Source organism: Acidovorax sp. GW458-11-26-14-TSB4 (genome assembly GCF_059423865.1).
On sequence record NZ_JBWKYR010000004.1, the window covers coordinates 210311 to 232179 of the forward strand.

The window sequence follows — 21869 nt, forward strand, 5'->3', positions numbered from 1 at the left end:
GGGCTGGCTGGAATGCAACCACTGGCCCTGCAAAGTCCATCCGGCCCCGGAAACAGCAAAGCCCTCATCCGAGGGCTTTGACAAGAGCGGGGCAGTCCTGTGGGCCGCCCGAATTCTGGCTGTGCGTTACATTGCGCCGCACGCGGCTGCAACCTTCACCCGTTCTTCATTCATGCGCATGTGCTTTTGAGCAGGTGTCAAAGTCCGCAGGCTGGCGGCCAAATCCATTTCCTCCCTGGCTTTGCGGCACAGGTACGGGTGCACCTGAGGGATGGCGGGCGCGGCGGCCTGTTGTGCGTGCAAGGGTGGCGGCTGCAGTCCCTGCTCGGCCGATCGACGCTCGTACTTGCGGTCATTGGCCTCGGCCGCCAACTGCCGTTCCTGCATGATCTCGCCTTGCGAGCGCTGGCGCTCGATCATCTGTCCGGTCTGGCCGACCTCGCAGGGCCGGTCGCTGTAAAAAGTCTTGCCGGCCACATCCTTGCAGCGGTGCACCTGGGCGTTCACGGACAGGGCTGCAAGGCCCAGGCAGGCTATGGCGATGGTTTTCCAACGCATGGTGATTCTCCTCCTGGCGCGCAATGTAGCACCGGCTACCCAGCGCTCAGGCCTGAACGCGCGCGCCTCCCCCATCTGGGGGGGGGCACCTGCTGTCCCCTGATTTTGCGAAGCCGGAGCCTGAATGGAGCCGTTCGATGGCGCGGACCTTGGTTCTGCTCGCGCTGAGGCCTGCCGAATCCTTGGTGCCGGCCAATTCCGTGCCCAAAGTTCGCCAGCGGTCCTCGCCCTCCAGGCATTGGTGGGAGAAAAAGGCACATCCGTATCCACGGGGCTGGATATTCCGGTGCATGGCCGCATCTGCGGATGTCTGCGGCACCGCCGCGCCACTCCTGCCTCCATGCCGCTGCGCCCGCTGACCATCCTGACCACCCTCCTGCACCTGTACATCGGCCTGCGCCTGGTGCTGCCACTTTCCCCATGGCCAGGTGCCGGGCCCGTGCTTGCAACGCTGTTGCTCGTCTCTGCCATCGCATTGCCCAGGCCGTTCCAGCACCGCTCAGGCCGTCGCAGCGCGGCCAGCCCTCTGTGGACCTGGCTGGGCTTGCTGGCCATGGGCTGGTTCTCGTCGCTCCTTGTGCTGACGCTGCTGCGCGACCTGGGGTTGGCCGTGGCATGGGCCGGCGGCTGGATGCAGGAGGGTGATGCAGTACGCGCCAACAGCGCCGCAGCCGTGGTGGTGCTGTCCACGCTGGCATCGCTGCTAGGCTTCTGGAACGCGCGGCGCACCGCGGGCGTGCGGCGCGTGGATGTGCCCCTGGCCGGGCTGCCTGCGGCGCTGCAGGGCTTCACCATCGTTCAGTTGAGCGACCTGCATGTGGGCCCCACCATCCGGCGCGGCTACATCGCGCGCATCGTCAGCCGCGTGAATGAACTCAAGGCCGATGCCATCGCCATCACGGGCGACCTGGTGGACGGCAGCGTGCCCGAGCTGCGCGAGCACATTGCGCCGCTGGCCGATCTGCAGGCGCGCCACGGCAGCTTTGTGGTGACGGGCAACCACGAGTACTACGCCGGCGCAGGGCCGTGGATTGCCGAGCTGCGCCGCCTGGGCCTGCGCGTGCTGCTCAACGAGCATGCGGTGCTGCGGCCGGCGGCGGGGCAGGGCGATGGCGATGCCTTGGTGCTGGGCGGGGTGACCGATTTCACGGCCGGGCACTTCGACGCCAGCCATGCCAGCGATCCGCAGCGTGCCCTGGCCGGTGCGCCGCCCGAAGCCCGCACGCGCGTGCTGCTGGCGCACCAGCCGCGCAGTGCGCCGGCGGCGGCAGAGGCGGGCTTCTCGCTGCAACTGTCGGGCCACACGCACGGCGGGCAGTTCTGGCCGTGGAACCTGTTCGTGCCCTTGCAGAACCCGTTCGTTGCCGGCCTGCATCGGCTGCAGGCGATGTGGGTCTACGTGAGCCGCGGCACCGGCTACTGGGGACCGCCGATGCGGCTGGGGGCACCGTCGGAGATCACGTTGATCAGGCTGGTGGCGGCCTGAGGCTGGCGACACAGATCCGCTGGCAGGTTCGCTGGCAGATGCCCGGCCCGTCTCACCCCAGGTAGAAATCCATGGGGATCAGTTCCACCGCCCATCCCCCCGCCTCGCCCAACTGGGCCGCGGGGTGCATCGATGCCAGGCGCACGGCCTCCTCACGGCTGTCTGCCTCGATGATGAACAGGCCGCCCACCATTTCCTTGGACTCCGTGTAGGGGCCGTCGCTGATCTGCGGCTTGCCGCCGTGCGGACGCAGGGTGACCCAGTTTTCGGCGTCGCCCAGCGAGGCCGACACCAGAACCTTGCCGGTGGCGCGCATCTTCTCATCCAGGGCGGGGCACTGGCCCACGAGGGCCTGCACGTCGGCGGGCGCCATGGCGGCGAATTTTTCGGGGGTGAAGTAGGCAAGGCCAAGGTACTTCATGCTGCGGTCCTTTGGGTTGTTGGTGGGGTGGTGCAGCAGCGGATGCTGCTTCCTTCACGACGAAGCGGGCGGCCGGGAATCGACAAGTTCAGAAAAAAGATTTGCTTGGCGTGCCAGCATACGCCCGCCTGGTACCGGCACCCGGTTTCCGACGGCAGGGTAAAATCGCTGCAACGCTCCGGGGTGCACGCAAGTGCTGAGATCCACACCCGAGAACTTGAACCGGGTAATTCCGGCGGAAGAAGAGCTGTCACCCCCTTGCACGGGCGCGCCGCGATGCATGCGCGGCCCCGTGCCATGGAGCAGGTGGCCTCGGAGCATCCTGTCAAAGAACAACCCAAGGATGCTCGCTCATGTACAAGGCTACCCCGCTGGTGGCGGACCTGCTCGAATTCATCGCCATGGACGGCTGCACGGACGCGCAGTTCGACCAGATGGCGCTGCGCCTGTTCGCGCACCAGTTCGTGGCCAATGCACCGTTCCAGAGTTTCTGCCGGCTGCGGGGCATCACGGCACGCCATGTGAAGACCTGGAGCGACATTCCCGCCGTGCCCATCGACGCCTTCAAGGCCCTGCCGCTGCGCTGCGAGCCGCCGGCCGCCACCGACCGCATCTTCATGACCAGCGGTACCACGCGCGGCGGCAGCACGCGCGGGCAGCATTTCCACCCGCTGCTCGACGTGTACGACCTGTCGATGGCCCGCAATTTCGCGCGGCGCTTCATGCGCGGCAGCGCAGAGCGCATGCCCATGGGCATTCTGTTCCCGGACGAGGTGGCCATGCCCAACTCCTCGCTGGCGCACTACCTGGACCTGGCCAAATCGGCTTTTGGAACGGCCGCCAGCCAGACCTTCGTCACGCCGCAGGGCATGGACCTCGACGGGCTCTGGGCGGCCTTGGAGGCGGCGGAGCGCAGCGGCGAGCCCTATGCGCTGCTGGGCGCGAGCTTCAGCTTCGTGCATGTGATCGACGCGCTGCGCGCGCAGGGCCGAAGCTTTCGCCTGCCGCCGGGCAGCCGCATCCTGGACACGGGCGGCTACAAGGGCCAGTCGCGCGAGCTGCCGCTCGATGCCTTCTACAGCGAGCTGTCGCAGGCGCTGGGCGTGGCGCGCACGGACTGCATCAACATGTATGGCATGACGGAGCTGAGCACGCAGTTCTACGACGACGGCAATGCCGCCGTGCCATCGGTCAAGTCGGGGCCGCACTGGATCCGTTCGCGCCTGGTCGATCCGGTCACGGGCCGCACGGTGCCTGCGGGGGAGCGCGGCATCCTGGTGCACTGCGATCTGGCCAATTTCAACTCGGTCACCACCATCCTGACGGAAGACGTGGGCCTGCCCGCCGAGGGCGGTTTCCTGCTGCTGGGCCGTGCCGAGGGGGTGGAGGCCAAGGGCTGCTCGCTCGCGGTCGAGGAGTTCGTGCGGGCCACGGCGGCATGACGAGCAAGCCCCATCGCATCCAGGCAGGCTATCTGCCAGGGCTCCCTGCTGCCGAGGTCGACTGGCAGGTGCTGCACTTTGCGCAGGGCAGCGAGTCGCTGGAAGTCGCGGTGCCCGTGCTGTCGGCTGCGCAGATGGATGCGCTGGCGGCGCGTGTGCGGGGGGCCAGCGCCCTGCACCTCAAGACCATGGCCGTGTCGGACATCATTGCAGTGATCGACCAGGCCATCGCCCGCCTGCTGGACCGCAGCGACCCCTACCGCCAGCAGGCAGAGGCGTACCTGCCCGTGGTCAGCGGCTATGACCGCGAGATGGTGCGGCTGGGGCTCACGGGCTTTTTCAAGACCTTTCGTTCGGCGCAACTGCACCGCTTCGTGGCCGAGGATTTTGCCAACCCCAAGCTGCTCGACGGCTTTCAGCCCACGCCCAAGGGTGGCGCGGTGCGCGCCTTCGGCCCGGACCTGCTGGTGCACAACTGGGCTGGCAACGTGCCCGCGCTGGCGCTGTGGAGCATGGTCTGCGGCCTCCTGGTCAAGGCCGGCAACATCGGCAAGCTGCCCAGTGCCGAGCCGCTGTTCGCGGGCTGGTTCGCGCGCCTGCTGGCCGAGGTGCACCCACCGATTGCCGATTGCCTTGCCGTCGTCTGGTGGCGCGGCGCAGGGGAGGAGGGCGCTTCAGCGCTCTACGCCCAGGCCGACACGGTGCTGGCCTATGGCGGCAATGAGGCGCTGGACGCCATCCGGCGGCGCTTGCCAGTCACCACGCGCTTTTTGCCCCACGGGCACAAACTGGGCTTTGGCGTGGTCAGCGCATCGGCGCTGGATGCGCACAAGGCACCCACCCTGGCGCGGCTGGCTGCATGGGATGTGATGCGCTACGACCAGCAGGGCTGTTACTCGCCGCATGTGTTCTATGTGCAGCGCGGCGGGGTGGTGTCGCCGCGCGCCTTTGCCGACCACCTGGCGGGCGAGCTGGCCAACCTGCACCGGCGCTTTCCGCGCCGACCGCTGTCCGTGGAGGATTCCGCAGCCGTCGCCAGATGGCAGCAGGCCGTGGAGTGGAAGGCGCTGTCTTCTCCCTCCGGTCAGGAAGCGGCGGACCAACTGATCGGCGCGCCCTCGGCCGCGTGGAGCGTGGCCTACAACGACACGCCGCAGCCCCTGGCGCCCACCGCCACGCAGCGCACCATCCAGGTCGTGGCCGTGGATGCGCTGGACGATGTGGTGCCCCTGGTGGCGCCGCACAGCCGGTTTTTGCAGACCGCCGGCATCGCCGCTGCGCCGGCCGAGCTGTACCGCCTGGCCGGGCTGCTGGGCGCGGTGGGCGTCACCCGCATCAGTGCCATCGGTGCCATGAGCGCGCCCGAGGCGGGCTGGCACCACGATGGCCGCTTCAACCTGCTCGACCTGGTGCGCATGGTCGAGATCGAGCAGTCCGCCGAGCTGGCTGCCGAGCCCTTTGCGCCCTATGCAGACTGAAGGCCGGCCATGAGTTTTCTTTCGATGGAGCAGCTGGTCTTTACCTACCCGGGCCGACCGCCCGTGGTGGATGGCATCGACTGGCACATGCAGGCCGGTGAGATCCACTGCCTGGTGGGCCGCAGCGGCTGTGGCAAGACCACGCTGCTGCAACTGGCCGCCGGCCTGCTGCGGCCGCAGTCGGGCCGCGTGCTGCTGCAGGGGCAGGCGCTGCGGGCACCGGGGCCGCAACTGGGCTTCATGTTCCAGGCGCCGACCCTGCTCGACTGGAAGCGCGCCATCGACAACGTGCTGCTGCCCGTGTCGCTGCAGCGCCGCCCGGCTGCGGGCGATGTGGAGCGGGCGAGGGCGCTGCTGGACCAGCTGGGCCTGGCCGCGCATGCGCAGCACTACCCGCGCCAACTCTCCGGCGGGCAGCAAAGCCGCGTGGCGCTGGCGCGCGCGCTGGTGCTGGAGCCCGCGCTGCTGCTGCTCGACGAGCCCTTTGCCGCGCTCGACGCCATCACCCGTGCCGAGCTGCAGGACGACCTGCTGCGCACCTGCCGCCAGCGCGGCACCACGGTGCTGTTTGTCACGCACGACCTCCACGAGGCGGTGTACCTGGGCGACCGCATCGCCGTGATGCATGCCGGCCGCATTGTCGACGACATCCGTGTCGACCTGCCGGGTCCGCGCACCCAGGCCATGCGCGATGAGCTGCCGTTCAACCGCCTGTGCGGGTGCGTGCGCACAAGCATGGACGGGGTCGCCGCATGAAGCCTACGACAGCCTTGCAGGCCCGGCTGATGGCCGCTGCGCTGCTGCTCGTGCTGCTGTCGGCATGGGAGTTCACCGTGCGCCGCTCGGGGCTGTCGGCCCTGGTGCTGCCCGCACCTTCGGCCGTGGCCGCTGCGCTGTGGAACGGCGTGGCCACCGGCTACTTCTGGCCGCACGTGCGGGCCACGCTGTCCGCACTGCTGCTGGGGCTGGTGGGCGGCGGTGCGGCCGGCCTGCTGATGGGGGTGGCGCTGGCCGAATCGGTGTTGCTCGAACGCGTGCTCAGGCCCTATGTGGTGGTGAGCCAGGTGGTGCCCAAGCTCGCGCTGGCGCCGCTGTTCGTGCTGTGGTTCGGCTTTGGCATCGTGCCCACGGCGCTGATCACGGCGCTGATCTGTTTCTTTCCGCTGATGGAGAACACGCTGACCGGCCTCAAGCATGTGGACCCGTCGCGCCTGCAGCTGTTTCGCATGCTGGGCGCCACGCGCGGGCAGACGCTGCTGCGGCTCAAGCTGCCGGTGGCGCTGCCGTTCATCCTGGCAGGCCTGCGCATGGCCGTGGTGCTGGCCTTGGTCGGCGCCGTGGTCGGTGAATTCATCGGCGCCAGCCACGGGCTGGGTGCGGTGGTCATCGCCTCGCAGGGAATGATGGACACCGCCCTGATGTTCGCCGCGCTCTTCCTCATCGCCCTGATCGGGCTCGTGCTCTACCAGGCCACGCTGTGGCTGGAGCGCTGGCTGCTGACCCCTTATACCGACAACCCTTGAAATCCATGAACCGCTTCACACAATCCATGCCCCTCTCCCGCCGCACCGTGCTCGGCGCCTCCGCTGGCCTCGCGGCCATGCCCTTTGCCGGCCTGGCGTCTGCACAGTCCAAGGGCAAGATCACCGTCGGCGGCTGGAGCAAGCCGATCAGCGAAATCACCAACCTGCTCGCCGAGCCGGACAAGGGCTTCTTCAAGGCCCAGGGCGTGGAGCTGGGCTATGTGCCCGGCGCGGGCGGGGGCGATGCCATCCGCAACCTGCTCGCAGGCCAGGCCGACGTGGCGTTCACCGACCCCGGCTCCTTCTTCACGGCGCTGGACAAGGGCGAGAAGCTCACTGCCATCTACGACATCTACCCGCAGAACGTGTTCAACGTGGTCTCGCTCAAGTCCGCCAACATCCACAAGCCGGCGGACTTGAAGGGCAAGAAGATCGGCGTGTACAGCCTGGCCAGCGGCACGCGCCAGAACCTGTTGGTGATGCTGCACCAGGCGGGGCTCAAGGAGTCGGACGTGACCATCGTCGTCACCGGCCTGCTCAACTTCGCGCCGCTGCTGCAGGGGCAGGTCGATGCGACCGCCGCCACCGACACCGGCCTCGTGGTGGGGCAGCGCAAGGGCCTGGGCGAGGTCAATGTGATGCAGGTGCGCGACTACCTCAACGTGTCGAGCGACCTGTTCGTGGTGAAGCAGGAAACCTACCCGCAACGCAAGGAACTCTTCAAGGCCTTCCTCAAGGGCTACCGCGACAGCGCCGCCTGGATGATCGCCAACCCCGAGGAGGCCGCGACCCTGGCCGTCAAGCACGCCATCGACGGCACGCAGCGCGACATCAACCTGGAGGTGATCCGCCTGCGCAATGCATCGTCGATGCCCTCCGCTGCGGGCGCCAGGCTGGGCGCCTTCAACCTCGACTCCCTGCAAAAGGGAGCCGACGCCTACCGCGCGCTGGGCCTGGTGCAGCGCCAGATCAAGGTGGCGGACGTGGTGGATACCAGCCTGCTGCCGTAAGCACATTCCAAGGAGCTGAACATGAAGTTCCAGGGCAAGGTGGTGCTGGTCACGGGCGCCAGCCGCGGCATCGGGGCCGCCATCGCAACCGCGTTCGCGCGGGAGGGTGCGACGGTGGCCATCAACCACCTCTCCAACGATGCGGCTGCTGCCGCCACGGTGGCGGCCTGCCAGGCCGCTGGCGGCGATGCCTGGGCCGCCAAGGCCGATGTGGGCTCTGCCCCTGCGGTACAGGCCATGGTCGATGCCGTGGCGCGCGAGCTCGGCCCCATCGACATCGTGGTGAACAACGCCTTCAAACCCTACGCCTTCGATCCGCGCCACCGCACGCTGTTCGACGACCTGCAGTGGAGCGACTACCAGGCGCAGTTCGACGGTGCGGTGGGTGGTGCCTTCAACGTCTGCCGCGCCGTGCTGCCGCAGATGCGCCAGCGCGCGCAGGGCGCCATCGTCAACATCGTGAGCAACCTGGTCGAGCACCCGGTGGTGGCCTACCACGACTACACCACGGCCAAGGCCTCGCTGGTGGCCTTCAGCCGCAACCTGGCCACCGAGCTGGGGCCCCTGGGCATCCGCGTGAACTGCGTGGCCCCCGGGCTCGTCTACCCCACGCAGGCCAGCGAGTCCACGCAGGAGTCGTTCCGCGAATCGCTGATGGCGGCCACGCCGCTGCGGCGCATCGCCCGGCCCGAGGATGTGGCCGGGCCTGTGCTGTTCCTGGCCTCGGACTGGAGCGGGTTCATGACCGGGCAGGTGCTGTTCGTCGATGGTGGCTTGGTGATGCGGTAGGCGCCTGGGGTGGGATGGGCTGTCATGGGCGGTGTGAATCTGGCCGCAGCAGAATCTTCCCCACGCTCAACCCCGTCTCCATGCGCCGGTGTGCGCCGGCCGCATCCGCCAGCGGGTAGGTGCTGTCGATCACCGGGCGCAGCGTGCCGTCGGCCAGCGCGCCCAGCCAGCGCTGGGCAAAGCGCTGCGTCATGGCCTGCTTGACTTCGGGCGGGCGCGATTTCATCACCGTGCCATAGATCTGCAGGTGGCGGTACAACAGCACATCGATGGGCAGTTGCGCGGCTTCGCCGGCGCCGCCGAGCAGGCCCACCACCGTCATGCGCCCGCCCACGGCGAGCGAGCGCACGTTGCGTTCCAGGTAGGGGCCGCCAATGAAGTCGATCACTACGTCCACGCCCTTGCCGCCCGTGTGCTCCGCGACCACGGCCTGGAAGTCCTGGCTGCGGTAGTCGATGAACACGTCGGCCCCGAAGCCGAGCACCGCGTCGCGCTTGTCGGCGCTGGCGGTGGTGAACACGCGCGCCCCGGCGGCGTGGGCCAGTTGCACCGCGGCCGAGCCCACGCCGCCTGCGGCCGCGTGGATGAGCACTGATTCGCCAGGCTGCAGCCGCGCCAGGTGGAACAGGGCCTCGTGCGCGGTGACGAACACCTCGGCGATGGCGCCGGCCTCGGTGAGCGAGAGGTTGTCTGGCACGCGCATGGCCATGCGGTGGTCAATGCGCGAATACTCGGCATACGCGCCGCCCCCCACGATGCCCATCACGCGGTCGCCCACGGCAAAGCCCTGCACCTCGGGCCCCACCTCGGCCACGGTGCCGGCGATCTCCAGGCCCATCAGGTCCGAGTCGCCGAAGTAGGCCCGCCCATAGGCGCCCTTGCGGTGCGAGAGGTCGGCGCGGTTCACACCGATGGCGGCGTTGTGCACCAGCAGGTCATGGGGGCGCACCTCGGGGCGGGCGATGTCGCGGGCCACGAGCACTTCGGGGCCGCCGAACTCGTCGAAGACGATGGCTTGCATGGGGTTCCTTGCTTTCAATCCGTTGATGGGCCTGAGCTTAGGGTGGAATGGTGCTTGTGAAATGCAGCGTTTTTGCGCTGCAGTGATGCAAAATTGCATCGCATGAACTGGGACGACACGCGCATCTTTCTGGCCTTGACCCGCAATCCTTCACTGCGTGCCGCCGCCCGCAGCCTGGGCGTGGACCAGGCCACGGTGGGCCGGCGCCTGCAGGCACTGGAGGCCGAGTTGGGCACCACGCTGTTCCTGCGCGCCAAGGGCGGCTACCAGCTCACCGCTGCGGGCGAGGCGGCGCTGGGCGCCGCGCGGCGCATGGAGGCGGCGGCGCTGGACCTGCGCACCCGCATCGAGGGGCAGGACGAGAGCCATGCGGGACTGGTGCGCGTGACCTGCTCCGATTCCATCGCCATCGACTTCCTGCTGCCCGCCATCGATCGCCTGCAGCAGCGCTGGCCAGGCATCCGCGTGGACCTGGAGGTCTCTACCCAGGTGCTGAACCTCAGCCGCCGCCAGGCCGACATCGCGTTTCGCAACGTGCGCCCCGAATCGCCCGACCTGGTGGTGCGCCGCGTCGTGTCGTGGCCCGTGGGCCTGTTCGCCAGCGCGGCGTATCTGGAGCGCTTTGGCACGCCCGTGCCCGACGACGAACTGCGCGGTCACCACCTGGTGGCCTACGGCCCCACTCTGGCGCAGCGGCCCTACCCCACGGCGGTGGAGGTGCCGGCGCGCCAGGTCCGCATTGCCATGGCCGTCAACTCGGGCCTGCTGGTGCGCAAGGCGGTGGCGGCCGGCATCGGCCTGGGCGAGATGCCGGTGCACCTGGGCGAGCGCGAGGGCCTGCTGCGCATCTGGCCGCAGCGCCGCCGCGCGAACGACCACGAGGTCTGGCTGGTGATGCACCCCGACCTGCAGCGCACGGCCAGGGTGCGGGCTACGGCGGAGTTTTTGGTCCAGACGCTGGAGGACGCGGCTGTCTGACGAAGTCCAACCCTAGTGTCCCGAGTTCGAAATTCGTTGAACAAATCTCCCGACAATCGCCGCCATGCGTCCTTGCAAATGCGCGCCATGCCACCCGGCATGGCTGTGCTTTGCGCCTAGCTTCCAACTCAGGACACTAGGCCACCTTCTTCACCTCGGTCGCGTCCGGCGCCAGCACCGAGCCATCGCGCGCCCGCGGCGCCATGAAGGGCACGGGCTTGCCGGTGCGCCGTTCCACCAGCACCGAGTGCCGTTCACCGCGCTCGAACAGATGCTGCTCGCCCCACTGCCGCAAGGCCAGCACCACCGGGAACAGCGTTTCCCCGCGCGGGGTCAGCACGTACTCCTGGTAGGCGCTGCCGTCCGACGCGGGCTGGGTCTGCAGGATGCCGGCATCCACCAGCCGGCGCAGGCGGTCGGCCAGGATGTTGCGCGCCACGCCCAGGTTGCGCTGGAAGTCGCCAAAGCGGCGCAGGCCGTCGAAGGCGTCGCGCACGATCAGCAGCGACCAGCGGTCGCCGATGGCGTTCAGGCTGCGGGCCACGGGGCAGGGTTCGGCGGTAGCTGCTGCGGGTGCGGGCTCATGGCGTGGCATGCGTGGTTCCTGGGCGTTGCGGGAATTGCGAGTGTGGTTGCATTTTAAAACCTGATTGGCTACCATCCATCTGGTTTTGTTTTGCAACTGGATTGGTTTTGCCATGCCTTGTTCTTCCTCTGCCTTGCCCCGACCCGCCATGCCGAGCTCCCTGGTGGGCCTGTTCGCCCTGGCCAGCGGCCTCGCCGTGGCCAACGTCTACTACGCGCAGCCTTTGCTGGATACGCTGGCTGCGGAGTTCGGCATCGGCCATGCGGCCATTGGCGGCGTGGTGCTGGCCACGCAGGTCGGCTGTGCGCTGGCCTTGCTGCTGCTGGTGCCGCTGGGCGACCGTGTGGAGCGACGGCGCCTGATGGCGGTGCAACTGCTGGCGCTGGTGGCGGCGCTGGCCACCGTGGGCGCGGCGCGGTCCACGCCGCTGCTGCTGGCCGGCATGCTGGGCGTGGGCCTGTGCGGCACCGCCATGACCCAGGGGCTGATTGCCTATGCCGCCAGCGCGGCGGCGCCCCATGAGCAGGGCCGGGTGGTGGGGGCTGCGCAATCCGGCGTGTTCGCGGGCCTGCTGCTGGCCCGTGTCTTTGCGGGCGGCGTGAGCGATGTGGCCGGCTGGCGCGGTGTGTACCTCTGCGCCGCGCTGCTCATGCTGGCGCTGGCATGGCCGCTGTGGCGCCGGTTGCCGGTGCTGCCGCCCGGCCCATCGGCGGGCCTGGGCTACCGGCAACTGCTGATGTCGATGTGGGTGCTGCTGCGCGAGGACCGGGTGCTGCAGGTGCGCGGCATGCTGGCGCTGCTGATGTTCGCGGCCTTCAACATCTTCTGGAGCGCGCTGGTGCTGCCGCTCAGCGCCCCGCCTTTTGCGTACTCGCACACGGCCATCGGCGCCTTCGGCCTGGTGGGCGCCGTGGGGGCGCTGGCTGCGGCCCGCGCCGGGCGCTGGGCCGACCAGGGGCATGGCCAGCGTACCAGCGTCGCCGCATTGGCACTGCTGCTGCTGGCGTGGTGGCCGCTGTCGCTGCTGCACCAGTCGCTGTGGGCCCTGCTGCTGGGCATTGTGCTGCTGGACCTGGGCGGCCAGGCCCTGCACGTCACCAACCAGAGCCTGGTGCTGCGTTCGCGCCCCGAGGCGCATGGCCGCCTGGTGGGGCTGTACATGCTGTTCTATGCAGTGGGCAGCGGCCTGGGGGCGGTGGCGACCACGGTGACCTATGCCCATGCGGGCTGGCAGGGTGTGTGCCGGCTGGGGGCCGCGGTGAGTGTGGGCGCACTGGGCTTCTGGTGGGTGACACGGCCCGGCGGCCGCGCCTGCCCGCGGGCCCCAGGTGCGTGCCGTGCGTGAGGCGCTGGCCCGCGCGTTGGCGGCAACCGGGCGGCAATCCGCACCCACACCGCGAAAAACGGCCGTTTGCAGTCCCGGGTGGAGACTTCCCCCTGCAATCGTCCGCGCACACGCCATCGGCCCCCGCAGGGGGTGATCCGGCCAGCGTTTCCCCCGACATCCGTCGGACCTTGTTGTTGCGAGCGCCTCACCGTGCCCGCACTCACCGGAACGCCTGACCGCCATGAATCTCCGCAACCGCCCCCTCGCCGCCATCTACCTGTGCGTCGCGCTCGATGCCATGGGCATCGGCCTCGTGTTTCCCATCCTGCCTGCGTTGGTGCAGCAGGTCACCCATACCTCCCATGTGGCCCCGGTCATCGGCGTGATGGCCGCGCTCTATGCGGCCATGCAGCTGGTGTGCGCGCCCGTGCTCGGTGTGCTGAGCGACCGGCTCGGGCGCCGGCCCGTGCTGCTGCTGTCGATGGCCGGGTCCTGCGCCAGGTACCTGCTGCTGGCCTGTGCGCCCAGCCTGCTGGACCAGCGGGCGCGGCGCTTCGGGCTGTTCAACGCCATGTTCGGCGCGGGGTTCATCGCCGGGCCGGTGCTTGGCGGCATGCTGGGCGACCCTCGCAACCCGGAGGCTTGCTGTGCCACCATGCGCTGCAATTGTCGGCATTGGCTGACGGACGGCCCGTGCCGGGTGCCCTACAGTGATTGAACGAGCGCAGGCACCCGTGGGCGGTGCCTGCCTGAACACGAGGACATGCCGATGGCCATGGTGACCACGGAGCACCGCCTGCGCTGCAGTGACTCCGACAGCTGCTGGGTGACCCTGCAGCGCAACGATCAATGGGCCGTGGTGTCCGTGGAACTGTCGGGCGGCGAGGTGCTCAACGTGTCGCCTGACGTGGCTTTCGACACCGAGGACGAGGCACTCGCCCATGCGCGCGGCTGGGTCTGCCAGCACAGCGGCAAGCAGTTCGGCTAGGGCCTGTTCCAGGCGGCATCCAGATAGTGCGCGGATGGCCTGCGGCAGGGCCTTGCGTGCGGTATGTCACGTTCCGGCGGGTTTCAAAAATGCGGTGGGCCCGATCTGCTGCGAGGATGGGCACTTGTCTGACACGGACGGCTGGATTGCCCAGCTACCTTTGTACACATCTACTTGTACACATCCACACCGGAGCACACGAGCATGCCGAACACCAAGTCCTTCCAACGCCAGATGTCTTTTGCCGATGCCGGCATTGCGGACGACGGGGATCTGGAATTCGGCCAGTACAGCCCGCGCGTGATGTGGCTGGCCGCAGCGGCCGTGATGCTGCTGGTGGCCGTGGTGTCGCTGGCCGCAGGCTGAGCGGGCCGGCCCATCGGCTGCTTTCTTTCGCGTGGTGCGGCAGCGGGCGCCGGAACCCTGGCGCGTTCAGGCCCTTGCCTGATGTGTGCCTGCAACCGGGCGCAAGCTGCCTTGCCCGCAGCCAGGGCCTGGGGGCATACTCTCCACCCCAGATCTATCCATCACAACGGGCGGGGCCATCCCGAAGATCACCATGACTTTTGAGCCTTTGCTGCGCGGCCTTGCACTGGGCGCCGCGCTGTTGTCGTTCACGGCCGCCCTGGCGCAGGACTATCCGCTGCGTTCGCGCGATGAACTGGGCCCGCGGGCCCGGGCGCAGTACGACCGCTGCGTCGACAGCGCCACCAACAAGCCCACACCCACGGGCATCCAGATCGCGCTGCGCGTGTGCGACGAGAACTTTCTCATGGCCCGTGTGCCGGGGGAGCGCACTCCGCGGATGAGCGCCGAGGCGCGGGCCAGGCGCCTGGCCGAGGAGTACAACTCCGACGCCCGCGAACGGCGCGACGAGCGCATCCTGTCCACCTCGGCCACGCACGCGGGCCGGCATGTGACGGTGAAGTTCCTGGTCAGCCCCGCGGGCGTGCGGCCGGACTTCGAGGCCGTGGTGGAGCGCGAGCTTCTGGGGACGCTGTGCCGCGATGCGCACGTGGCGCCCGACCTGCAGGCCGGTGTGCGCCTGAGCTACATCTACGACGACACCTCCATGCGCCGGCTGGCGAATGTGACGGTGTCACAATCCAAATGCGGTGAGTGGCCCTGGAACCGCATGTAAGCAGCTCCGTCTACGCCCAACAGAACCCATCAAGCCGCCGTTACAGGCGGCTTTTTTCATGCCATTGAGAGCTTGGACGGGTCCGTGGGGGCTGCGGGTTTTTCCACACCCAGGAATGGTTTTTGTCCGACAGCCCGGGCGCCCGCTGGCCGTTAACTTCACTGCATAAACACAGCCAGGAGCAAACCCATGAAAACCATGAGCAATACATCGGGCCACTACGGCATGCTGCAGGGCGCAGACGGCGCGGGTGATTCGCGCGTGTTCGGCCTGGCCGCCACCGTTGCGGTGCTGGTGGTGGCGGCCGTAGTAGCTTTCAAGATGGCCGGTCCGGAGATCAAGGCCAGCCTGCTGAGCCGCCTGCCCGTGGTGGCCACGGAGTCCATGTCTGCGACGTCGGCATCGCCATCGGCACCGCGCGCGCATGCGCCCGGGCAGGGCATGGCCCTTGGCGAACACTGAAGTGACACACTCCCTGGGGCGCTTCGCGCCTTGGGGGTCACCGCCGGGGAGAGTGCGCGCTGCCGCACGTCAAGTAGCAGCCCATCGGAGCAGTGGGTTTTTCGCGCCTGTCACAACCCGATGCTGCGTGCGCGGGCACCATCGGAGGTCTGATTCCTGCAGCTGCATCCTGCCTGCAACTTGCCCTCTCCCTGCTCCATGGTCCTGTACAAACCCGGCTCCAAATTTCTCTACAAAGGCCGTGTCGTCACCGTCGACTACATCATCATCCGCAAGACCGGCATGTGGATCCGCCTGGTGGGGCACGATGAGTCGTGCCTGCCGGAGGCGCTGACGCCCCTGTGATCACCAGCCGCTGGTGCCCGGCCTGGATGTGGCGCCCCGTCATGGCGCGTTGATGCTGGCCGGTGTCTCTGGGTCCACGTCCGATTGCGGCGGATTGGGGGCCGGTGCCGAAGGGGCGGTGTCGCCGCGCTCGGGCGCCGCATCCGCGGGTTTGCGCTTGCCTGCCACTGCATCGGTCTCGGTGAACGCGGGGGAGGGGCGCTCAGGGTCTGGCCTGGGCTTGCCCCCGGGTTGGGATGGGTGTGTGACCATGGTGCCTCCGATGCACAAAAGCCCAGTGTGCGCAGGCGCCGGCTGCGCCGCTGTAGGACGATGCCACCGCCGGACCCAGCGCCCTGCAGCGGACAGCGCCCGCTACCTACTTCTTGGGGGCTGCCGTGGCTTCCCCTTGCCGGGCCCCGATCTCACGCAGCAGGTCGTTGGACTTTTCGAGCGCTTGCGCCGTCTCGCTGAGCTGCTGCTCCAACTCGTCCGTGCGCTCCACGGCGGCCTGCAGGTCGCCTTCCAGCGCCTCGGGCGGAATCTGGGTGGACAGCACCGCGTGGACCACGTTCAGTTCGCTGGCTGTGGCCTTGATCTGTTCGGCCGCCTCGGCGTTCTGGTTCAGGACATCGGCGATTTCAGGTGCCTGGGGCGTTTTCGTGTCGCTGGACATGTTTCAGGCTCTGTGGTGAAAAAAATCACACAATCGTGTAGCACCCCCTGCACGCGGGGTGATTGCCTACACGCCGGATTCGGCTGTGCGCTTAGATTGTAGGCAGCTTCCTTGTATCCGGTGTAACCGGCACGGTCCACGATGCCTTTCATCACCATCCTTGTCGAAGACAACAAAATGATCAGTGAGACCCTGGTCCCGGCATTGGAGGAGTTGGCCAATGCGCGCGTTGTCGCCATTGCGGCCACCGCCAGCGGCGCCCGGGAGGCGATGGAGCGCTGGCGCGGCCAATGGCACCTGATGGTGGTGGACCTGTTCCTGGCCGCCGGCTCGGGCCTGGAGGTATTGCAGGCCGTGCGCCAGCGCAACCCCGGCCAGCATGTCTTCGTGCTGTCCAACTATGCCACGCCCGACATGCGCCGCCGCTGCCTGGCCCAGGGCGCCGATGGGGTGTTCGACAAATCCACCGAGCTCGACATGTTCTTCGAGCACTGCATGGGCCTGCCGGACCCCGAGGCCGGCTGACGGCGGTGCGCATGGGCCCGGCCGACCCCATGAACACCCGGTGGTTCAAACCAGGCTGAGCAGTTACAGTGGCCCCTTTCCCGATCCCCGCCTGCAAGAACGTGTTCACCAGAGACACATCCCCATGCAACTGAGCGCAGCCGCGTTATCCACCGTCATCAACAGCGCCACCGATACGGCCATCATCGCGCTGGATAGCCGTGGCGCCGTGCTCAGCTGGAACCCCGGCGCCGTGCGGTTGCTGGGCTGGACCGAGGAGCAGATGCGTGGCCAGACGCTGCTGCGCATCTTTCCCGAAGAGACCAACCCCCAGGCGCGCGTGACCGAGGAAATGGCCGATGCCCTGTCCAAGGGCCGGGGCGGCCATGAGGGCTGGCGCATGCGTGCAGACGGTTCGCGCTTCTGGGCCGTGGGCGAGCTCACGCCGGTGACCGACCCCGCCGCCGCGCCCGTGGCCTTTGTGAAGGTGCTGCGCGACCGCACGCAGTGGAAGGTGTCCGAGGACGCGCTGCGCGAGGAAAAGCGCACGCTGGAGGTGCTCAACCGCGCCGGTGCCACGCTGGCGCGCGAGAACGACCTGGCCAAGGTGGTGCAGGCCGTGACCGATGCCGGCATGGAGGTCACCGGCGCGCAGTTCGGCGCCTTCTTCTACAACCTGGTGAACGAAGCCGGCGAGAGCTATACCCTGTACACCCTGTCGGGCGCGCCGCGTGCGGCGTTCGAGAAGTTTCCCATGCCGCGCAACACGGCGGTGTTCGGCACCACCTTCGCGGGCGAGGGCATCGTGCGCTCGGATGACATCACCCAGGATCCGCGCTACGGAAAAAGCGCGCCCTACCACGGCATGCCCAACGGCCACCTGGCCGTGACCAGCTACCTGGCGGTGCCGGTGGTCAACCGTGCCAGCGAGGTGATCGGCGGGCTGTTCTTCGGCCACTCCCAGGCGGCGGTGTTCACCGAGCGCTCCGAACGCTCGGTGGCGCTGCTGGCGGCCGAGGCGGCCATCGCCATCGACAACGCCCGCCTGTTCGAGGCGGCCCAGCGCGAGATCGAGGAGCGCCGCAAGGCCGAGGCCGCGCTGCAGACGCTCAACGCCACCCTGGAGTCGCAGGTGGCCGAGCGCACCGAGCAGCTGCGCCTGCACGAGGAGGCGCTGCGCCAAGCGCAGAAGATGGAGGCCGTGGGCCAGCTCACCGGCGGCATCGCGCACGACTTCAACAACCTGCTGCAGGGCATCATGGGCAACCTGCAGCTGCTGCGCAAGCGCATCGGGCAGGGCGCCGTGGCCGACCTGGACACCTATGTCATGCGGGCCCTGGCCTCCACCTCGCGTGCGGCCGGCCTCACGCACCGGCTGCTGGCGTTCTCGCGGCGCCAGCCGCTCAGCCCCAAGGTGGTGCGCGCCAATCCCCTGGTGCTGTCCATGCAGGACCTGCTGCGCCAGACCGTCGGCGAGAAGGTGGAGCTGGCCCTGCAGCTCGCGCCCGGGCTGTGGACCACGCTGTGCGACGAGAACCAGCTCGAAAACGCCATCCTCAACCTGGCCATCAACGCCCGGGATGCCATGCCGGACGGGGGCCGCCTGGTCATCGGGACGCACAACGCCGAACTCGATGCGGCCTACGCGGCGGCCCTGCACGGCGTGCAGCCCGGTCCTTACGTGTGCATCTCGGTCACCGACACGGGCACCGGTATGACGGCCGAGACCCTGGCCCACGCCTTCGAGCCCTTCTTCACCACCAAGGCCGTGGGCGAGGGCTCGGGCCTGGGGCTGTCGATGATCTATGGCTTCGCCCGCCAGTCCGAAGGCCATGCGCGCATCTTCAGCGAGTATGGCCAGGGCACCACCGTCCGCATCTACCTGCCGGCCCATCTCCATGCCGGGGACAGCCCTGCGCAGGCGCTGCCCGCACCCGCCGCCACGGCTGTGTCCCGGGGCGAGGTCATCCTCGTGGTGGAAGACGAAACCCTGGTGCGCGAGCTGGTGGCCGAGGTGCTGCGCGACCTGGGCTACGAAGTGCTGGAGGCGCACGACGGCCTTTCGGGGCTGGACCAGCTGCGCGCGCGAGAGCGCCGCATCGACCTGCTCATCACCGACGTCGGGCTGCCGGGGCTCAACGGCCGCCAGGTGGCCGAGGCCGCCAGCGCCGAGCGGCCGGACCTGAAGATCCTGTTCATGACGGGCTACGCCGAGACCATATCGGCCTCGCAGCCCTTTGCCTCGCCCGGCATGGAGATCATGACCAAGCCCTTCGAGGTGGACGACATGACACGCCGGGTGCGTGCCCTTCTGGATGGCGGCGCCGAGCGCCGGTGAGCCTGGGCCGATCCCGGGCCGATAATCGGCGCATGCAGTTCCAGCCCATCCTCGAAGACATCGTCCAGGCATTGCGCCCGCAGCTCGGTGCACAGGGCCAGGTGGCCGACTACATCCCGGCGCTGGCGCGGGTGCCGGCCGCGCAGTTCGGCATCGCGCTGCGCACCTGCGATGGCCAGGAGGCATGCGCCGGCGATGGCGCCGTGCCGTTTTCCATACAGAGCATCTCCAAGCTCTTCGCGCTGACCCTGGGCATGGGCGCGCTCGGGGACCAGCTCTGGGAGCGGATCGGCCGCGAGCCCTCGGGCAACCCGTTCAACTCCCTGGTGCAGCTCGAAGCCGAGCAGGGTACGCCGCGCAACCCCTTTATCAATGCCGGCGCGATCGCCGTCACCGACCGCCTGGTGAGCCAGGGCGACGCCAAGGCCGCCATGCTGCAGCTGCTGTCCGGCCTGTGCAGCGAGCCGGTGCACTTCGACGAGGAAGTGGCGGCCTCGGAGGCTGACACCGGCTTTCGCAACATCGCGCTGGCCAACTTCATGAAAAGCTTCGGCAAGATCGACAACGATGTTGCCACCGTGCTGGATGCCTATTTCCACCACTGCGCGGTGCGCATGAGCTGCCTGCAGCTGGCGCGCGCCACCGGCTACCTGTGCCGCGACGGCCGCCACCCCTTCGGCGGCGAGCCCCTGCTGACCGAGCGGCAGACGCGCCGCATCAATGCGCTCATGCTGACCTGCGGCACCTACGATGCGGCCGGCGAGTTCGCGTTCCGCATCGGCCTGCCGTGCAAGAGCGGGGTAGGGGGCGGCATCGTGGCGGTGGTGCCGGACCGCCTGAGCCTGTGCGTCTGGTCGCCGGCGCTGGACAGAACAGGCAACTCCCTCCTGGGCATGCGCGCGCTGGAGCTGTTCACGGCCCGGACCGGGCTGTCGGTGTTCTAGGGCCTTCCCTTCGGGCAACGCGATCCCCGAAATTAGTGTTGACAGGCCCTCAGCCGCCCCGCCTGGAGCCGGCATCTTGGCGCATGGCATTCGGTCCTACACGCCCGTTCCCGCTTGCGCACTACAACCGGGTGGCCTGATCGCAAACCCCATCCCCTGAGCACAAGGAACGCCATGTCCCACCCAGAAGATCCGAACGCATTGCAGCCACCCGGTACGCCGGGCGCTGGCACCGACCCCGGCCTCGTGGTCGTCATCACCGGCGCGTCCAGCGGCATCGGGCACGCCACGGCGCTTGCGTTTGCCGAGCGGGGTGCCCGGCTGGTGCTGGCGGCGCGCGACCAGGACACCCTGGCCCCGGTGGCCATGTCGTGCCGCACGGCAGGTGCGGCCGCGGCGCTGGGCGTGCCCACGGACGTGACCGACGCCGAGGCCGTGGAGCGCCTGGCGCAGACGGCGCTGCGGCACCACGGTCGCATCGATGTCTGGGTGAACGGCGTGGGTGTCGGCGCGATCGGCCGCTTCGACGAAACGCCCCTGGCCTCGCACCGGCGCGTGGTGGAGTCCAACCTCCTCGGCCACATGCATGGCGCCCATGTGGCGCTGCGCCACTTCCGCGAGCGCGGGCGCGGCATGCTGGTCAACATGATCTCCGTCGGCGGCTGGATTCCCGCGCCCTATGCGGCCGCCTACACGGCCAGCAAGTTCGGTTTGCGCGGGCTGTCCGAGGCGCTGCGCGCCGAGGTGTCCGACCTGCCCGGGGTGCATGTCTGCGACGTGGCGCCCACCTTCGTGGATTCGCCGGGCCTGTCGCACGGCGCCAACTACACCGGCAGCAACATCAACCCGCGCATTCCGCTGGTGGACCCGCGCCGCGTGGCAGGTGCCATCGTCGCGCTGGTGGACAACCCCCGGGCGGTGACCTGGCTGGGCGCCGGGGCCTTGCCGGGCCGGCTCGCGCATGCCCTGGCGCCGCAGTGGGTTGCTGCCGCCATGGAGCGGGTGACCCGCTGGGCCTTGGGCAGCGCCAGGCCGGCAGCGCAGTCCGACGGCAACCTGTTCCAGCCCTCGCGGGGCACGGCCATCGATGGCGGCAGGCAGGCGGCTGCAGCGCGCGCCAGGGAGGACGCCGTGCTCGCCACCGGGCTGGCAGCGCTGGCGGGGTTGGCCGTGGGGCTCTGGGCCGGCAGCCGGGTCCACCAACGGCGCAGCGCGGGCCCCGCGCCGGCACGCCGACGTGCCTGAGCGCCCTCGGTGGATCAGGCGGCCTGCGCGGCCAGCAGCTTCTTGAAGCTTTCGTTGAAGGCCGGGATGTCGTCGGGCTTGCGGCTGCTCACGAGCTGGCCGTCCACGTGCACCTCCTCATCCACCCAGGTCGCGCCCGCGTTGCGCAGGTCCACCTGCAGGCTGGGCCAGCTGGTGAGGGTGCGGCCCTGCACCAGGCCCGCGTCCACCAGCAGCCAGGCGCCGTGGCAGATGACGGCGATGGGCTTGCCCTGCTGCGCAATGCGCTGCACGAAGGCCCGGGCCTTGTCCTCGGTGCGCAGTGCATCGGCGTTGTGCACGCCGCCGGGCAGCAGCACGGCGTCGAAGGCGTCGGGGCTGGCATCGGTCAGGAGCTGGTCCACGGCAACGCGGTCGGCTTTGTCGACATGCTGGTAGCCCTGCACCTGGCCGGCCTTGGGCGAGATGATGGAGGTCTTGGCGCCGGCTGCTTCCAGTGCCTGCTGGGGGCCTGTGAGCTCGGCCTGTTCAAAGCCATCGGTAACGAGGATGGCGACGGTCTTTCCGGTGAGAGGGGTGTTGCTTGGCATGGGCGGTCCTTGAATAAGGCCCGGGCGACATTGCCCGGCCAAGCGCCGACTTTGCGGGC

At 68.8% G+C, this 21869-nt stretch carries 26 protein-coding genes; 19 read left to right on the plus strand and 7 right to left on the minus strand.

The annotated features are described in order from the left end of the window. Positions 1-126 precede the first annotated feature (126 nt). Positions 127-948, minus strand: a complete 822-nt coding sequence (locus tag AC07X5_RS11520) for a DUF4124 domain-containing protein (protein ID WP_494770257.1) — start codon at positions 946-948, stop codon at positions 127-129. Here AC07X5_RS11520 and AC07X5_RS11525 point away from each other — a divergent pair. After that, on the plus strand, positions 899-2044 hold the full coding sequence (locus AC07X5_RS11525) for a metallophosphoesterase (RefSeq protein WP_494770258.1): 1146 nt from the start codon (positions 899-901) through the stop codon (positions 2042-2044). The two genes, AC07X5_RS11520 and AC07X5_RS11525, sit on opposite strands and share 50 nt — an antisense overlap. Positions 2045-2096: 52 nt before the next feature. Here the strand turns inward: AC07X5_RS11525 and AC07X5_RS11530 are convergent, their stop codons facing one another. Continuing rightward, positions 2097-2465 carry a YciI family protein gene (locus AC07X5_RS11530; protein WP_409964259.1) on the minus strand — a complete coding sequence of 123 codons (369 nt, stop codon included), beginning with the start codon at positions 2463-2465 and terminating at the stop codon, positions 2097-2099. A 353-nt stretch (positions 2466-2818) separates the two neighbouring features. On the opposite strand from AC07X5_RS11530, the gene AC07X5_RS11535 reads away from it, so the two are divergent. Genes AC07X5_RS11535 through AC07X5_RS11560 form a run of 6 tightly spaced genes read left to right on the plus strand, consistent with a single transcriptional unit; the run spans position 2819 to position 8707 of the window. After that, complete coding sequence (locus tag AC07X5_RS11535) at positions 2819-3907, plus strand: LuxE/PaaK family acyltransferase (protein WP_494770259.1); 1089 nt, start codon at positions 2819-2821, stop codon at positions 3905-3907. Continuing rightward, the gene (locus AC07X5_RS11540) at positions 3904-5385 is read left to right on the plus strand and encodes an acyl-CoA reductase (RefSeq protein ID WP_494770260.1); all 1482 of its coding nucleotides are present in this window, start codon (positions 3904-3906) and stop codon (positions 5383-5385) included. The genes AC07X5_RS11535 and AC07X5_RS11540 overlap by 4 nt, the downstream gene beginning before the upstream one ends. 9 nt (positions 5386-5394) lie before the next feature. Then, positions 5395-6141, plus strand: coding sequence for an ABC transporter ATP-binding protein (locus AC07X5_RS11545; protein WP_494770261.1), 747 nt, complete (start codon positions 5395-5397; stop codon positions 6139-6141). Beyond that, entirely contained in the window at positions 6138-6908 is a 771-nt protein-coding gene (locus tag AC07X5_RS11550; protein ID WP_494770262.1) for an ABC transporter permease, read from the plus strand. Before AC07X5_RS11545 ends, AC07X5_RS11550 begins: the two co-directional genes overlap by 4 nt. A gap of 5 nt (positions 6909-6913) precedes the next feature. Beyond that, the gene (locus AC07X5_RS11555; protein ID WP_494770263.1) at positions 6914-7918 is read left to right on the plus strand and encodes an ABC transporter substrate-binding protein; all 1005 of its coding nucleotides are present in this window, start codon (positions 6914-6916) and stop codon (positions 7916-7918) included. A gap of 21 nt (positions 7919-7939) precedes the next feature. Continuing rightward, entirely contained in the window at positions 7940-8707 is a 768-nt protein-coding gene (locus AC07X5_RS11560; protein ID WP_494770264.1) for an SDR family oxidoreductase, read from the plus strand. Between the two features lie 22 nt (positions 8708-8729). Here the strand turns inward: AC07X5_RS11560 and AC07X5_RS11565 are convergent, their stop codons facing one another. Then, positions 8730-9728 (minus strand): NAD(P)H-quinone oxidoreductase, encoded by a 999-nt coding sequence (locus AC07X5_RS11565; RefSeq protein WP_494770265.1) that lies wholly within the window; start codon positions 9726-9728, stop codon positions 8730-8732. 102 nt (positions 9729-9830) lie between these two features. On the opposite strand from AC07X5_RS11565, the gene AC07X5_RS11570 reads away from it, so the two are divergent. Then, the gene (locus AC07X5_RS11570; protein WP_494770266.1) at positions 9831-10706 is read left to right on the plus strand and encodes a LysR family transcriptional regulator; all 876 of its coding nucleotides are present in this window, start codon (positions 9831-9833) and stop codon (positions 10704-10706) included. 136 nt (positions 10707-10842) lie between these two features. Here the strand turns inward: AC07X5_RS11570 and AC07X5_RS11575 are convergent, their stop codons facing one another. Beyond that, on the minus strand, positions 10843-11301 hold the full coding sequence (locus AC07X5_RS11575) for a winged helix-turn-helix transcriptional regulator (protein ID WP_494770267.1): 459 nt from the start codon (positions 11299-11301) through the stop codon (positions 10843-10845). Positions 11302-11440: 139 nt separating this feature from the next. Here AC07X5_RS11575 and AC07X5_RS11580 point away from each other — a divergent pair, with 139 nt between their 5' ends. From AC07X5_RS11580 to AC07X5_RS11610, 7 genes are all read left to right on the plus strand, one after another. Continuing rightward, the gene (locus AC07X5_RS11580) at positions 11441-12637 is read left to right on the plus strand and encodes an MFS transporter (protein WP_494770268.1); all 1197 of its coding nucleotides are present in this window, start codon (positions 11441-11443) and stop codon (positions 12635-12637) included. 223 nt (positions 12638-12860) lie between these two features. Next, positions 12861-13337, plus strand: a complete 477-nt coding sequence (locus AC07X5_RS11585) for an MFS transporter (RefSeq protein WP_494770269.1) — start codon at positions 12861-12863, stop codon at positions 13335-13337. Positions 13338-13388: 51 nt separating this feature from the next. Further along, positions 13389-13607: a hypothetical protein gene (locus AC07X5_RS11590; RefSeq protein ID WP_494770270.1), complete on the plus strand. Its 219-nt coding sequence runs from the start codon at positions 13389-13391 to the stop codon at positions 13605-13607. 204 nt (positions 13608-13811) lie between these two features. Beyond that, positions 13812-13973, plus strand: a complete 162-nt coding sequence (locus AC07X5_RS11595) for a hypothetical protein (RefSeq protein ID WP_409964248.1) — start codon at positions 13812-13814, stop codon at positions 13971-13973. Positions 13974-14166: 193 nt separating this feature from the next. Then, the gene (locus tag AC07X5_RS11600; protein ID WP_494770271.1) at positions 14167-14748 is read left to right on the plus strand and encodes a hypothetical protein; all 582 of its coding nucleotides are present in this window, start codon (positions 14167-14169) and stop codon (positions 14746-14748) included. A gap of 189 nt (positions 14749-14937) precedes the next feature. Then, positions 14938-15210, plus strand: coding sequence for a hypothetical protein (locus AC07X5_RS11605; protein WP_409964246.1), 273 nt, complete (start codon positions 14938-14940; stop codon positions 15208-15210). A 198-nt stretch (positions 15211-15408) separates the two neighbouring features. After that, complete coding sequence (locus AC07X5_RS11610; protein ID WP_409964245.1) at positions 15409-15555, plus strand: hypothetical protein; 147 nt, start codon at positions 15409-15411, stop codon at positions 15553-15555. A 39-nt stretch (positions 15556-15594) separates the two neighbouring features. Here AC07X5_RS11610 and AC07X5_RS11615 read toward each other — a convergent pair whose 3' ends face one another. Together AC07X5_RS11615 and AC07X5_RS11620 are read right to left on the minus strand one after the other, a co-directional pair. After that, entirely contained in the window at positions 15595-15807 is a 213-nt protein-coding gene (locus tag AC07X5_RS11615) for a hypothetical protein (protein ID WP_494770272.1), read from the minus strand. 106 nt (positions 15808-15913) lie between these two features. Further along, positions 15914-16210 carry a hypothetical protein gene (locus AC07X5_RS11620; protein WP_409964243.1) on the minus strand — a complete coding sequence of 99 codons (297 nt, stop codon included), beginning with the start codon at positions 16208-16210 and terminating at the stop codon, positions 15914-15916. A 141-nt stretch (positions 16211-16351) separates the two neighbouring features. Between AC07X5_RS11620 and AC07X5_RS11625 the strand changes: the two genes are divergently transcribed. From AC07X5_RS11625 to AC07X5_RS11640, 4 genes are all read left to right on the plus strand, one after another. Further along, positions 16352-16735 (plus strand): response regulator, encoded by a 384-nt coding sequence (locus tag AC07X5_RS11625; protein ID WP_409964242.1) that lies wholly within the window; start codon positions 16352-16354, stop codon positions 16733-16735. A 124-nt stretch (positions 16736-16859) separates the two neighbouring features. Beyond that, positions 16860-19052 (plus strand): response regulator, encoded by a 2193-nt coding sequence (locus AC07X5_RS11630; protein ID WP_494770273.1) that lies wholly within the window; start codon positions 16860-16862, stop codon positions 19050-19052. Between the two features lie 32 nt (positions 19053-19084). Continuing rightward, entirely contained in the window at positions 19085-19996 is a 912-nt protein-coding gene (locus AC07X5_RS11635; RefSeq protein WP_494770274.1) for a glutaminase, read from the plus strand. A gap of 174 nt (positions 19997-20170) precedes the next feature. After that, positions 20171-21241: an SDR family oxidoreductase gene (locus AC07X5_RS11640; protein WP_494770275.1), complete on the plus strand. Its 1071-nt coding sequence runs from the start codon at positions 20171-20173 to the stop codon at positions 21239-21241. A 14-nt stretch (positions 21242-21255) separates the two neighbouring features. Here AC07X5_RS11640 and AC07X5_RS11645 read toward each other — a convergent pair whose 3' ends face one another. Then, complete coding sequence (locus AC07X5_RS11645; protein WP_409964238.1) at positions 21256-21810, minus strand: type 1 glutamine amidotransferase domain-containing protein; 555 nt, start codon at positions 21808-21810, stop codon at positions 21256-21258. Between the last annotated feature and the right edge of the window lie 59 nt (positions 21811-21869).

Excerpts from the sequence above, each read along its gene's own strand:
- AC07X5_RS11540 (WP_494770260.1), top strand. The coding sequence starts at position 3,904 with ATGACGAGCAAGCCCCATCGCATCCAGGCAGGCTATCTGCCAGGGCTC.
- AC07X5_RS11530 (WP_409964259.1), bottom strand. The coding sequence starts at position 2,465 with ATGAAGTACCTTGGCCTTGCCTACTTCACCCCCGAAAAATTCGCCGCC.
- AC07X5_RS11625 (WP_409964242.1), top strand. The coding sequence starts at position 16,352 with ATGCCTTTCATCACCATCCTTGTCGAAGACAACAAAATGATCAGTGAG.
- AC07X5_RS11560 (WP_494770264.1), top strand. The coding sequence starts at position 7,940 with ATGAAGTTCCAGGGCAAGGTGGTGCTGGTCACGGGCGCCAGCCGCGGC.
- AC07X5_RS11630 (WP_494770273.1), top strand. The coding sequence starts at position 16,860 with ATGCAACTGAGCGCAGCCGCGTTATCCACCGTCATCAACAGCGCCACC.
- AC07X5_RS11555 (WP_494770263.1), top strand. The coding sequence starts at position 6,914 with ATGAACCGCTTCACACAATCCATGCCCCTCTCCCGCCGCACCGTGCTC.
- AC07X5_RS11570 (WP_494770266.1), top strand. The coding sequence starts at position 9,831 with ATGAACTGGGACGACACGCGCATCTTTCTGGCCTTGACCCGCAATCCT.
- AC07X5_RS11575 (WP_494770267.1), bottom strand. The coding sequence starts at position 11,301 with ATGCCACGCCATGAGCCCGCACCCGCAGCAGCTACCGCCGAACCCTGC.
- AC07X5_RS11600 (WP_494770271.1), top strand. The coding sequence starts at position 14,167 with ATGACTTTTGAGCCTTTGCTGCGCGGCCTTGCACTGGGCGCCGCGCTG.
- AC07X5_RS11585 (WP_494770269.1), top strand. The coding sequence starts at position 12,861 with ATGAATCTCCGCAACCGCCCCCTCGCCGCCATCTACCTGTGCGTCGCG.
- AC07X5_RS11525 (WP_494770258.1), top strand. The coding sequence starts at position 899 with ATGCCGCTGCGCCCGCTGACCATCCTGACCACCCTCCTGCACCTGTAC.
- AC07X5_RS11545 (WP_494770261.1), top strand. The coding sequence starts at position 5,395 with ATGAGTTTTCTTTCGATGGAGCAGCTGGTCTTTACCTACCCGGGCCGA.
- AC07X5_RS11635 (WP_494770274.1), top strand. The coding sequence starts at position 19,085 with ATGCAGTTCCAGCCCATCCTCGAAGACATCGTCCAGGCATTGCGCCCG.
- AC07X5_RS11580 (WP_494770268.1), top strand. The coding sequence starts at position 11,441 with ATGCCGAGCTCCCTGGTGGGCCTGTTCGCCCTGGCCAGCGGCCTCGCC.
- AC07X5_RS11535 (WP_494770259.1), top strand. The coding sequence starts at position 2,819 with ATGTACAAGGCTACCCCGCTGGTGGCGGACCTGCTCGAATTCATCGCC.
- AC07X5_RS11565 (WP_494770265.1), bottom strand. The coding sequence starts at position 9,728 with ATGCAAGCCATCGTCTTCGACGAGTTCGGCGGCCCCGAAGTGCTCGTG.
- AC07X5_RS11590 (WP_494770270.1), top strand. The coding sequence starts at position 13,389 with ATGGCCATGGTGACCACGGAGCACCGCCTGCGCTGCAGTGACTCCGAC.
- AC07X5_RS11605 (WP_409964246.1), top strand. The coding sequence starts at position 14,938 with ATGAAAACCATGAGCAATACATCGGGCCACTACGGCATGCTGCAGGGC.
- AC07X5_RS11620 (WP_409964243.1), bottom strand. The coding sequence starts at position 16,210 with ATGTCCAGCGACACGAAAACGCCCCAGGCACCTGAAATCGCCGATGTC.
- AC07X5_RS11520 (WP_494770257.1), bottom strand. The coding sequence starts at position 948 with ATGTACAGGTGCAGGAGGGTGGTCAGGATGGTCAGCGGGCGCAGCGGC.
- AC07X5_RS11610 (WP_409964245.1), top strand. The coding sequence starts at position 15,409 with ATGGTCCTGTACAAACCCGGCTCCAAATTTCTCTACAAAGGCCGTGTC.
- AC07X5_RS11550 (WP_494770262.1), top strand. The coding sequence starts at position 6,138 with ATGAAGCCTACGACAGCCTTGCAGGCCCGGCTGATGGCCGCTGCGCTG.
- AC07X5_RS11595 (WP_409964248.1), top strand. The coding sequence starts at position 13,812 with ATGCCGAACACCAAGTCCTTCCAACGCCAGATGTCTTTTGCCGATGCC.
- AC07X5_RS11615 (WP_494770272.1), bottom strand. The coding sequence starts at position 15,807 with ATGGTCACACACCCATCCCAACCCGGGGGCAAGCCCAGGCCAGACCCT.
- AC07X5_RS11645 (WP_409964238.1), bottom strand. The coding sequence starts at position 21,810 with ATGCCAAGCAACACCCCTCTCACCGGAAAGACCGTCGCCATCCTCGTT.
- AC07X5_RS11640 (WP_494770275.1), top strand. The coding sequence starts at position 20,171 with ATGTCCCACCCAGAAGATCCGAACGCATTGCAGCCACCCGGTACGCCG.